Source organism: Desulfobacterales bacterium, from assembly GCA_030066985.1.
GTDB lineage: Bacteria > Desulfobacterota > Desulfobacteria > Desulfobacterales > JAHEIW01 > JAHEIW01.
The window spans coordinates 81510-93745 of the sequence record JASJAN010000025.1 but is presented as its reverse complement, the minus strand read 5'-3'; the positions used below and the strand labels follow the sequence as shown (position 1 = coordinate 93745).

Genomic DNA, 12236 nt, shown 5'->3' with positions numbered 1-12236 from the left:
ATAGCTGCTGCGCTTATTCCTCCAGCTCCTTGGACGGCAGCACATCCACATCCGCCAGATCCGGTCCCAGATATTCGCGCTCATTTTCCCCCAGAATACCCATGGACAGGCAGATCAGGGTCCACAGGTGCACCGAATGATAGCCGCCCTCAAAATGCTCGCTGATATCATGAATCTGGGCATGGCAGTTGTGGCACGGGGTAATACAGTAAGTTGCGCCGGTGGCCATGATCTGATCGAATTTCAGTTTGCCAAAGGCCCGGCGCTGATCGGGCAGACCGCTCTGCAGAAAGCCGCCGCCACCACCGCAGCAATAGTTATTGGAGCGGTTGGGGGTCATATCGACAAAATTTTCCTCGCCCACCACGGCCTTGACCACATAGCGCATATCTTCGGCTATCGGATCGCCAAGGGTTTTGCGAACCAGCTGGCAGGGGTCCTGGCAGGTAAATTTGATCTGGCGCTCTTTGTTCCATTCGGAGTTGACCTTCAGCCTGCCATCGCGGATCCAGCGGGCGTACAACCTAATGATGCTTTCGATTTCAAACTTGTGCTCGATGTTGAATTTTTGCAGTCCGACCCGGACTGCGAACAGTTCGTGCCCTCACTCGGTATTGAGCCAGTACTTGCAGCCCAGATCATCGACGGCTTTGGCCTTGGTCCTGACGATTTTTTCCCAGTTTTCCAGGTCGGCCATAAACATGCAGTAGTTTTCAGCAGCCCAGCCCTTGGTGCCGTAAGTCCAATCCGCACCGGCAATGTGCATGATTTTCCACAGGGGCACCATTTCATCGGGCTCGGTGACCGGCTCGCGGGAATTCTGGTTTAAAAAATATTTGGCCCCTTTTTTGTTGACCGGTGCCTTCAGATCTTCAAAGCCTTCCTGGGTTTGCTGGACCTCTTCGAGCACATCTTCGACCACGAATTGAAAATCTTCTTCGCCGGCTCCCATGGCGCTGCAAGTGTCGTTGCGCAATGCCATATCGCAGGAACCCAGAATGCCTTTGGGCCGATCTTCTCTGGGCCTGCTCTTTCGGACGTTGAACACCAGTTGCGGGATGTCGATTTTCATGGGGCATACATAGATGCAGCGCATGCACAATGTGCAGCACCAGGCCCATTCGGAACTTAAAATTTCTTCGTCCATCCCCAGGGCTGCCATCCGCAGAAATTTACGCGGATCCATGTCTTCAATGCCCGTGGCCGGGCATCCGGAAGAGCAGGCGCCGCAAGTCAAACACAGGTTGAGATTTCCGCCTTCGGGCAGAAGCTCTTTCACCTGGTCGATGAACTTGCTTTTTTTCTTTCCACCAAGCTTGATTGCCTCTTCAGCCATGCTTTAAAATCCTCCATGCATTATTTGAGATCTGATACAGTGCAATTTGGGTTGCAAAATTTCAAGTGCAAGCGCCTTTTATTTCAAAAAATAGCCTATCTGTCAAGGGTTCAGGACCACTGAATCTGATTTAGTTATTTGATGCGTCTGGGATTTTTTTTGCCCAATCTTTTCATGCTGTAACTGAATTAAGAAATCTTCCCGGCGTTCAAATAAATCCAAATATTTTAATATCTTAAGGCAATAAAACCGTCGAGCCCGTGGTTTTACGGGCTTCCAGATCCTGATGGGCCCGGTCGGCCTCCGCCAACGGATAGGTCTGTCGAACCTCAACTTTGACCGCACCGTTTTCGATAACGTCAAACAGGTCACGTGCATGTTCCAATAGGGCCTCACGCTCGGCCGTATAGGCCATCAGGGTAGGACGGGTTAAAAATAACGACCCTTTAGCCGATAACAAACCGGGATCAAACGGCGGCACCAGCCCCGAGGCCTGGCCGAAGCTGACCATCATGCCCAAGGGCCGCAGGCAATCCAGCGACTTCATGAAGGTGGCCTGGCCCACTGAATCGTAAACCACATCCACCCCTTTGCCCGCGGTGATCTCGCGGGTGCGTTCGGCAAAATCCTCCTGATTATACAGAATCGGATGCTGGCAGCCATGGGCACCGGCCAGTTCGGCCTTTTCCTGTGATCCGACAGTGCCGATGACCGTGGCCCCCAGATGACGGGCCCATTGACATACAATTAATCCAACCCCGCCGGCGGCCGCATGAATTAACAGGGTGGTGCTGGCCTTGACGTCATAGCAGCCCCGCAGCAGGTAACGGGCAGTCATGCCTTGCAGCATCATGGCCGCACCCTGTTCGCAGGTTATGGCATCCGGCAGCTGAACCAGCCGATCAGCCGGCATGCGTCGCACTTCGGAATAGGCGCCCGGCGGCAGGCCGGCATAGGCCACGCGATCTCCGACGGCAATTTCGGTCACACCTTCGCCGATGGCCTCCACGATTCCCGCGCCCTCCATTCCCGGAACCGCCGGAAGCTCGGGCAGCGGATATATGCCGGTGCGATGATAGACATCGATAAAATTCAATCCCACGGCCTCATGCCGCACCAAAGCCTCTCCTGCTGACGGTGAGCCGGGATCATCGGCTTCCCAGCGCAGCACCTCCGGCCCCCCGGTTTCATAAATTCTGATGGCATTAGGCATGACTGTTTCTCCTTCCCTCATTTTTAAAATGGATTCTTGCGGGTGAAATATATTAAGCGATTAACAATACATATTAAATCTTAAACAGACCGTATTCAAACCACAAACGATCCTAAAACAGGTAATTCACCTTTCAGGTTGGCCAGTTGAGTCCGCCTGCGGCGGATTGAGCCTGTTAGACAAGGGAAATTATCTGATTTTATTTTTTTGACCGGCTAACGGGACAGCGGAAAACGGGCTCAATCTAAACCTATTCCCCAATAATTTTAACCAGCGCCCGTTTGCGCCGCCGGCCGTCAAACTCACCGTAAAAAATGCGCTCCCAGGTGCCAAAGTCAAGCCGGCCGTCGGTAACAGCCACCACCACCTCCCGTCCCATGACCTGGCGTTTCATGTGAGCATCGGCATTGTCTTCGCCGACATTGTGGCGGTATTGCGATACCGGCTCATGCGGTGCGATTTTTTCCAGCCAGACCTCATAATCATGGTGCAGCCCGGATTCATCGTCGTTGATAAAAACCGAAGCGGTAATGTGCATGGCGTTGACCAGCACCAGGCCCTCTGTGATGCCGCTTTCCTGCAGGCAGGCCTCGACCTGCGGGGTGATGTTGATAAACGCCCGCCGGGTGGGCACCTCGAACCAGAGCTCTTTGCGAAAAGTTTTCATTATGGATCTCCTGCGGTTGATGATGAAGATTCGGATATGATTTAACTCATTGTGAGATTCGTGCTATGTACATCATATCCAAAGAATTTGGAAGTGTGTGAACTTGAGTTTGATAGAAATGGTAGGTTTTTAGAAGGGTAGAATTTAGAGGATATCGCAACTTATGCCATTCTTTTGATATTCCCAATATACATGCAGTTTGGATGCTTATGTGATACCGTGAAGAGATCTGAGGTATCGCTTTAATCTCGGTGCTGTTATTGCGCCCTTTTTGGTATGTTATTTAGCCGGCTAGTTAATATCTAATGTTGGCTGAAGAGAGGAAGACAAGCCCGTGAGTATCGAGTTCAGTTCCCGTTTGGCTGACCGCGCGAGGGCCTGCAGGAGAGCGCTCGGTGGATTGACGAGGGCCGGCTCACGCTACTTTTCGTTTTCCGTGCTTGAGGTTCTATTGCCCCGGAAATAGAAGAATGAGGAGATCCGTATATGTCTACAACGATTAACCAGAAAGTCCTGTTTGTCGATGCCGTTTCCGGCTTCTACCGTATTGACCGTTATCCGCTGGGAGATTTTTTCGGCGCGGTGGACCTTGGCCTGCACTTGGCCGGAAAATTCCAGAGCATGAATATCGGAGCCGGCCCATTTGCGGGTTCGATCTTTCCCGGCTCCAACCGCTTGTTCTTCACCGGTTTTTCACCCTGCTGGGGTGGTTTTTACATTTCCTCCATGGGCGGGGCAGCGCTGGTTTTTAATAATCTCGGGATCAATACCCTCTCCATTGTCCGCAAAGCGCCTACCCCTTCTATTCTCTATCTGAACCGGGTACATGGCGAAGAAATCCAGCTCCAAATCGTCCCGGTAGACATCGAGAAAATCTGGAGCGAAGGCCGCCGCGGCATCTACAATTTGATGGACTACACCTACAAACGATTTGGGGAAGACTACCTAACAGACCCCCGCATCCTATCCGTCGGCCCAGCCTCCCGGGCAACCGACTTCGGGGCCGTCGCTTCCGTGCCCATCCGGAGAGGGAAGCTGACCTTTATCGATACTTGGGCTGGTCGCGGCGGGTTTGGCTCCAAGCTCTTCCAGGAGCACGGCATCGCCGCCATCATCTACGGTGGGACCCACATCGACGAAGACTTCCGGGACCGGAAAGTTGCCGACCAGTGGTTCATCGACAAATATGATCAGAAAATGGCCGCCAAGGACCTGGATGCAACCACCAAATACCGCTATGACAAGAAGTTCAATACCGGTGGTACTTTCGGGGTGAATTATGCGAAACTCGCCGGCCGAATGCTCTCATTCAATTACCAAAGCATCTACATGGATGAAGCCGAACGCCTGGCCATCCATAAGAACTTTGTCCTCGACCATTATCTAAAGCAGTTCAACGAAGAAACCATCGCTACCAAACAGCAGAAGCATTGCGGCGAGCCCTGCGTCGCTGTATGTAAGAAGATGAAAGGCGAATTCAAGAAGGACTACGAGCCCTATCAAACCATGGGCCCCCTTTCCGGGATCTTTGATCAACGGGCCGCTGAACAGCTCAACCATCACGCCGATATGCTGGGGTTTGACGGCATTTCCAGCGGCGGAATAATCGCTTGGCTGATGGAATGTCTGGATAAGGAATACCTCAAGCCCCAAGAGCTGGGGGTAAAGGGGGTCCCCATCTTCAGAGCCAAGGACTTTGATGTTGTCGGGGCCTCCCTGCACAATGCCGAGATCGGGATCGGGCTTCTGGATGCAATCATTGACCAACGCGGCTTACTGGATCTCAGTCAGGGAGCCAGAAAACTGGCCCGCCGTCTGGCCCGAACCCATGGCCAGAAAGTGCTGGACGGCTTCCTTTACACGGCCTATGCCCGTAAAGGTTGGATGGTCCCCAATCAATACTGGACTCCCGGAGTCCTCTCCCCCATGACAATCATGGGAAAATACTACATGTACTACGGGAACGAATTCATTCCTCCCCGGGAGCTAGGGCGCAAGAATGCCGAGAGAATGACCAAGGAGCTGGTTCTGGACAATCTCGGGTTTTGCCGTTTCCACCGCGGTTGGGCCGAAGAAATGTTGCCCGATGTAGTCGGGGCCCTGGTCGACATGAAGGCGGAATTTCTCACCAGCATCGAGATTACCGCCGGTCGGATCAGCAGCCGCAACTCCTCGGTTTTCTGGGAGTCGGAACGCAATGTGGACTACGTCCATACCTTTCTGAAACGCGAACGGGATGTCGAAGGCAATACCGATCCGGAACTGCTGAAATGGCTCGATGCCTTCCAAAAAGACAGAAGAGAAGCTTCCCTAAGTTATTGGTACGAAATGCATAAAGGAGTGCATGAATCCCTGCGGGAATTCTAGCAGGCAGGTCTGCGTCGTCGAACCAGTGGGAGGTGTGAATGAAACGAAAGGGCAAATGAAATGATAAAATTTATTTTTTCAGTTACTTTCATATGGATGGTTTTTGGCTTTAATATTTCATTTGCACAAGACGTAAAAATAGATGAAGCATTTAGAAGTCTGGCCAAAAATATCTGGAAATATTCCGAAGAATTAAATTCTATTCGTAATGATTTGATACCAACAGTTGAAGTTGAAAATTCTGCAAAAAACTATACGCAAGCAAGCATAATATTAGAATTAGCCGGCGATATAAACAGCGTCGAAACCATTTATAAATATGAGTTCTTTCTTCTAGTTACAAAGCCATTTATAAACGATGACAATATTAAACCATATTGTCAGCACATTTTTCAGACGCTTCAATATTCTAAGATGGAGATAAATTCATTGCAGAAAAACCTGCAAAATACTTATAGATTATTGGAAAACAAAGCGGCCTTGAATTCCGCTGAGATAGCCCAAAAAATTATTAAGGATTCACTCAGTGAGATTGAATCCACGGCGACCTTTTTAGAAAGTGCTATAAGGTCTATGCCATGAAAAGCCCAGTTAAGTGATTGGGCATTTTATTCAATAGCCGTATTTAAATATAATTACAAATAATGGCTATAGACAACAATTCTCTTATCAGCAAAAAACCTGATGTATCTGCAATTTCGAATCCCGCCGAAAGGTTGACATATCTAATTCGCATTCAGGATCCATAAGTTTCGTTTTCCGCAAATGGTCACAGCTTTTAAAGACTTTGTGACATCAATATTGTATCAAAACGCCATGGCAATTAACTAAATCCATCGTAATGGTGCTCTTCGACCACATGCCGGTTCGCATCAAAATACTCCGAAAAAAGTTCATTTTTTAAACATCTGGCTTGATGTACTTGGCTATTAGAATTTAATGCCAATCTGAAAACCGATTACATCCGAGCTGGCATCGTAATCACCCCTTAGAGCGCCCCGTGCGATATCTTCGGTGTCAAGACCGGTTTTACGGATTTTGGGATCATCAACGAACAAATGCGCGTAAGCCAAATCAAAACTAAAACGATCTGAAAATCTGTAGCTCAATCCAATAGCAGTCCAGATTCTGTCTTCACCCGGTGCGCGAGGACTCCTGCGCCTCGCACTTGGCACGGGTGTCTCATCATATGCCACACCACCCCGTAATGTCCAATTATTGTTAATGTAGTAGTTAGTGCCAAAGGCATAACGAAAGGTATCCTCCCAGTCCAATGTTGTTGAAATATCTGTTCCCGTGCCCAGTTCTACGGGAATATCGTCCAATGTGCTCCAATTGGTCCAAAAAATATCTGCCATAATGGCAAATTTGGGGTGCAATCTCCAGTAAGCGCTCAGAGAGGCGTGACCGGGAAATTCAATATCGGCTTCAGCACTGGTATCGACAAGTCCCGCACCGGCTGCGATGGCTTCGGCTCCCGCAGGTATATTAAAGTCCGCATCACCCTCTAAGTTATAATCAATATCGGAGCGATAAGATAGGCCGAACCGCAGGTTTTCAGTCGGTTCGATGAGAACACCAAGATTCCAGCGCCATCCCCAGTCATCCGCTTCCAGCTCGGCAAATCCATCGAGTGTTTGCGGCAGTGTAGGTCCCCCGCCGATGAAGCCAATTGTTCCAAAATCTACAGCATTGGTAAGTTCGGCATCAATATATTGGGCGCTTATGCCCCCTCCAAGCGATAACCATCTATTGACTCTGTAAGCAACTGTGGGATTGATATCAATGGTTAATACATTTGACTTAACGGCATGATAGCGCCCGACCCAGCTCTTGCTGTACTCCGTCTCCAATCCAAATGGCACATTAATGCCGATTCCGGCATGAAATTTATCCGTGATGCGCTGGGTAAAATAGAAATTGGGAATAACTGCCCCACCGCCGGCATCACCGCCATCACCTCCAGTTAGCGGCGCGCCGCCAACGACAGGCAAAGCCGGTGAAACCGTTGATCCTTTGTTATCAAATTTAGCTTGAGTTTTGATGTAATAGGCGGCAACTTCAAATTGAGTGCCGGACAGACGGGTTATCCCTGCCGGATTGAAAAAAACAGTAGATGCATCCTCTGCAATAGCAGATCCTCCGGCATAAGCATTGCCAAGCCCCTTTACGCCTTGTTCAAACAGAAGAAAACCACCGGCCATTAAATTGTTTGAACAAAAAGATAAAAGACTCAATGCTGCAACTGTGATTGAGAAAAACAGCCTGGACAGTGCCATATCATACGCTCCTTTCATCTTAAGCGCATTGATTGGGTTTTTTATAGGCTGATTCGAACACTTTCCAAGTGCCCCAAATGCGTGAGGACGCGAGTAACATTTACCACCCTTACCGTATTTTTGGTCCTGAGGCTTGACACATTCTTAATCCCAAGACGTCCTTGATGTTTGACCTGTTGAGTTGTAGTTTTTGAACTCTGGTTAAATTTTGTATTTAATTTTGGCAATAATTCATGTTAATTCGTGGCTAAGAAATATTCGTTATTAATTCATAGGCTATTAGGGGATTATTTTCAATCCGAATTCCATGGCGGCTGAATTGAAGCATTTTAAAAAAAAAATAAAGCACATCAAATCGCTGTTGCCGGAGGTGATGATCGCCGACCGCAGTTTTGCCATCCGGGAGCTCAAGCGCTTGCGCGGTAAAAAAGCCAAAGCGCTGCCGGCGGAGAAAATGCGCAACAGGCTCGAGCGCCTGGAGAGCCGCCTGCAAAAATCCCAACGCAAACGCAATCTGCGCATCAAAAATGCGCCGTCATTCAGCGATATCGATAGCCTGCCGATAACCACCAAAAAGACGGAAATCATAAAGGCCATCAAACAGCATCCGGTCATTATCGTATCCGGTGAAACCGGCTCCGGTAAAACCACCCAATTGCCCAAATACTGTTTGGCCGCCGGACGGGGTATCGCCGGCATCATCGGGCATACCCAGCCGCGCCGGATTGCCGCCATGACCGTAGCACGGCGGATTGCCGAGGAACTCGGCCAGGATCTGGGCGATGCGGTCGGCTACAAAATTCGCTTTAAGGATCGCACTTCGCCCAAGGCTTATTTAAAGATCATGACCGACGGCATCCTGCTGGCCGAAACGCAAACCGATCGCTATCTGAACGCCTACGATACGATTATTGTCGATGAGGCCCATGAGCGCAGCCTGAACATCGATTTTATCCTGGGCATTTTGCAGACGCTGCTCGCTCGGCGGGACGATCTTAAGCTCATCATTACGTCGGCCACCATTGACACAAAAAAATTTTCCAAGGCCTTCGGGGGTGCCCCGGTCATCGAAGTGTCGGGTCGCACGTATCCGGTGGACGTGCGCTATCAGGCAGCGGAATCCAAAAAGGCGGAAAAAAACGAGGTCACCCATGTTGATCTTGCCGCGCAGGCTGTCAGACAGCTTGCAGCTGAAAGCAGCCGCGGTGATATCCTGGTGTTTATGCCCACCGAGCAGGATATCCGGGAGACCTGTGAATTGCTTGAAGGCTCAAAGTTCAAAAAAACGCGCATATTGCCGCTGTATGCACGACTGACAGCCGCCGAGCAGGCCAGGGTTTTTGCACACTCGTCCCAACGCAAGATCATCGTGGCCACCAACGTGGCGGAAACCTCCATCACTATCCCGGGCATCAAATATGTGGTGGATTCCGGTCTGGCCCGCATCTCCAGTTATTCGCCGCGCTCACGCACCACCTCTTTGCCGGTGGTGCCGATTTCGCGCAGCAGCGCCGACCAGCGCAAAGGGCGTTGCGGCCGGGTCCAAAATGGCATCTGCATGCGTCTGTTTGCCGAAAAAGATTATATCGGCCGGCCCCTGTATACCCGGCCGGAGATCTTGCGGGCCAATCTGGCCGAAGTCATTTTGCGCATGATTGCCCTGCGGCTGGGCGACATCGCTGATTTTCCCTTTATCGACCGGCCGGATTCAAAGAGTATTAAAGATGGCTATGATTTGCTCTATGAGCTGGGGGCAATAACGGCACGGCGCACGGCGCAAGGTGCAAGGCGCAAGGCGCGACCTGACTGGGCAGAAATACAAACCGCCAACAGGCCTTCAGCTGGCGGTGTTAAGCTGACCGAGAAGGGGCACCTGATGGCCAGGATCCCGCTGGACCCCAGGCTTTCAAGGATGCTGCTCGAGGCCAAAGATCGGAGATGTATCGATCAAATCGCTGTCATCGCTGCAGCAATGAGCATCCAGGACCCGCGGGAACGCCCCCTTGAAAAAACCGCCGAGGCCGATCAAGCCCACGCGCAGTTTGATGATCCCTTATCTGATTTTACCACTTTGCTGAATATCTGGATTCATTATGACCATCTTTGGCAAACCCGCAAAAGCAATAATCAGCTAAAACGCTTTTGCCGGCAGAACTTTTTATCCTACAACCGCATGCGCGAATGGCGTGATATTCATCATCAGATTCGCGCCATTTTGGAAGAATTCGGCATCGCCAAGCGGCGCCGCAGCAAAAAAAGCTCTGCGCAAAATCTGAATTTGGACCGTGAGCAGCCTTTGTATCAATCGATCCACCAATCGATTCTCAGCGGTTTTCTTTCCAATATCGCCGAGAGAAAAGAAAAGAATTTTTTCCGGGCCGCTCAGAATTGTGAGGTAATGATTTTCCCAGGATCGGGGTTGTTTGACAACGCCGGCCGCTGGATCGTGGCCGCTGAAATGGTTGAAACCTCACGGCTGTTTGCCCGCACAGTGGCCAACATCGACAGTGATTGGCTGGAATCGCTCGCAGGGAATTTGTGCCGGCGCACCTACCTGAATCCCCGCTGGCAAAAAAGCCAGAATGCGGTTATGGCCGATGAACAGGTCAGTCTTTTTGGATTGATAGTTGCCCAGCGATCGGTGGCCTATGGCCCCATAAACCCGGATGAAGCGGCCGATATTTTCTTACAATCGGCGATTATAAACGGAGATCTGAAAAAACCGCTGTCTTTTATGACCCACAACCAGCGCCTGATTGATGATATCACGCGGCTCGAAGATCGATTGCGGCGGCGTGACCTGCTGATCAGCGAAGCGGCCCTTTTTGATTTTTACGCCGCTAAATTACCGTGTATCTATAGCGTGAAAATGCTGAAGAATCTGATAAAAAAGAAAGGCAGTGATCGATTTTTGCGTCTGGAAAAACAGGACCTAATGAATTATGATCCGGATGCTGCTGAACTGGGGCAGTTCCCACTAAGCACGAAAATTAAGGGGCAGCGGTTCAAATATGCCTATCACTTCAAGCCCGGCCAGCAAGATGACGGCCTGACGATCAAGGTACCGCTTTCCCTGGCAACTGCCATTCCAAAGGAAACCTTCGATTGGATGGTGCCGGGGCTAATTAAAGATAAAATTGAAACCCTCATCAAAGGCCTACCCAAAGCCTATCGCAAAAAGCTGGTTCCGGTAAATGAAACGGTAGAAATCATCAACCGGGAGATGCCCCGGGGGCTGCAATCATTATATTCAGCACTCGGAGAATTTATCCTGCAGCGTTTCGGAGTTGATATTCCGGCGGCCGCCTGGCCGATTGAAACCCTGCCGGATCATCTTAAAATGCGCATTTCCATAATGGGTCCTGACGGCCAGGTGCTGCATTCGGGCAGGGATACCGCTGTTCTTGCCCAATCTGCAAGAGAAGGCATCGCTGCCGATGCGTTTGAAACCTATCGTCGCAATTGGCAGCGAACAGGGATCACCCGTTGGGATTTTGGTGACTTGCCCGAGTTTATCAACAGCCCCCAAAATGCGCGATCCAGATGGGTCGCCTATCCGGCCCTGGAAGCCGGAGACGATCCTGTCAAATCGGTGTGCCTAACCTTGTTTTTACAGCAGGACAAAGCACAGAGGGTGCATAGTTACGGAGTTGCCGGCTTGTATAAAATTCATTTTGCAAAAGATTTGAAATTTGTGAAGAAAGGGCTCAAACTGCCGGGGGAGGTCAAGGCAGCGGCCGATTATTTCGGAGGTCCCGCGCAAATCGAGCAGCGTCTGATAGATCGGGTTATATCGGATTTATTCTGCAAAAATATCCGCACCGAAAATGCTTTCAACGCCCATGCCAAAACCATATCACCAATTCTTATTTCACACGGGCAGAAATTGCTTGATCCCTGTTTGGTAGTCTTAAAGGCCTATCATGCTGCGCGCAAAGAGTTTGAAAAGTTAAAACGGGGTCATCTGGCCAATGCGGCTGTCCAACGTTTTTGCCAGGAATTATTAGCAGCGCTCGAACGACTGGTGCCCGATTCATTTATCAATCTTTACGACGTCGAGCGGCTGGCGCACATCGAACGCTACATTAAAGCGATGCAGATCCGGGCCCAGCGGGCGTTGCTGGATTTTGAAAAAGACCGGGCCAAGGATAAAGAGGTTAAATCGATTGCCGATCGGCTGGAAAAATTGCTTAAAACCCTTTCACCCCTTGCAACAGCTGAAAAGAGAAAGGCTCTGGAAGAATTTTTCTGGATGATTGAAGAATTTAAGGTGTCCATCTTTGCCCAGGAGCTAAAAACAGCCATACCGGTCTCCAAAAAGCGCCTGGAAAAAAAGCTTTCTGAAATTAATCGGATGATCTAGACTGACACCCG

The 12236-nt window shown here is 50.2% G+C and carries 7 protein-coding genes; 3 read left to right on the top strand and 4 right to left on the bottom strand.

Going from position 1 to position 12236, the window contains the following annotated elements; all coding sequences use genetic code 11:
• Window positions 1–13: 13 nt before the first annotated feature.
• From QNJ26_14365 to QNJ26_14355, 3 genes are all read right to left on the bottom strand, one after another.
• Entirely contained in the window at window positions 14–1336 is a 1323-nt protein-coding gene (locus tag QNJ26_14365) for a (Fe-S)-binding protein (protein MDJ0986722.1), read from the bottom strand.
• A gap of 235 nt (window positions 1337–1571) precedes the next feature.
• Complete coding sequence (locus QNJ26_14360) at window positions 1572–2549, bottom strand: quinone oxidoreductase (protein MDJ0986721.1); 978 nt, start codon at window positions 2547–2549, stop codon at window positions 1572–1574.
• Between the two features lie 250 nt (window positions 2550–2799).
• Window positions 2800–3216 carry a secondary thiamine-phosphate synthase enzyme YjbQ gene (locus QNJ26_14355; protein MDJ0986720.1) on the bottom strand — a complete coding sequence of 139 codons (417 nt, stop codon included), beginning with the start codon at window positions 3214–3216 and terminating at the stop codon, window positions 2800–2802.
• Window positions 3217–3702: 486 nt separating this feature from the next.
• On the opposite strand from QNJ26_14355, the gene QNJ26_14350 reads away from it, so the two are divergent.
• Both QNJ26_14350 and QNJ26_14345 read left to right on the top strand, forming a co-directional pair.
• Window positions 3703–5583, top strand: coding sequence for an aldehyde ferredoxin oxidoreductase N-terminal domain-containing protein (locus tag QNJ26_14350; protein MDJ0986719.1), 1881 nt, complete (start codon window positions 3703–3705; stop codon window positions 5581–5583).
• 60 nt (window positions 5584–5643) lie between these two features.
• Window positions 5644–6165 (top strand): hypothetical protein, encoded by a 522-nt coding sequence (locus QNJ26_14345; GenBank protein ID MDJ0986718.1) that lies wholly within the window; start codon window positions 5644–5646, stop codon window positions 6163–6165.
• A gap of 347 nt (window positions 6166–6512) precedes the next feature.
• Here the strand turns inward: QNJ26_14345 and QNJ26_14340 are convergent, their stop codons facing one another.
• Window positions 6513–7862: an outer membrane protein transport protein gene (locus tag QNJ26_14340; GenBank protein MDJ0986717.1), complete on the bottom strand. Its 1350-nt coding sequence runs from the start codon at window positions 7860–7862 to the stop codon at window positions 6513–6515.
• 319 nt (window positions 7863–8181) lie between these two features.
• Here QNJ26_14340 and hrpA point away from each other — a divergent pair, with 319 nt between their 5' ends.
• Window positions 8182–12225: an ATP-dependent RNA helicase HrpA gene (hrpA, locus tag QNJ26_14335; GenBank protein MDJ0986716.1), complete on the top strand. Its 4044-nt coding sequence runs from the start codon at window positions 8182–8184 to the stop codon at window positions 12223–12225.
• Window positions 12226–12236 lie beyond the last annotated feature (11 nt).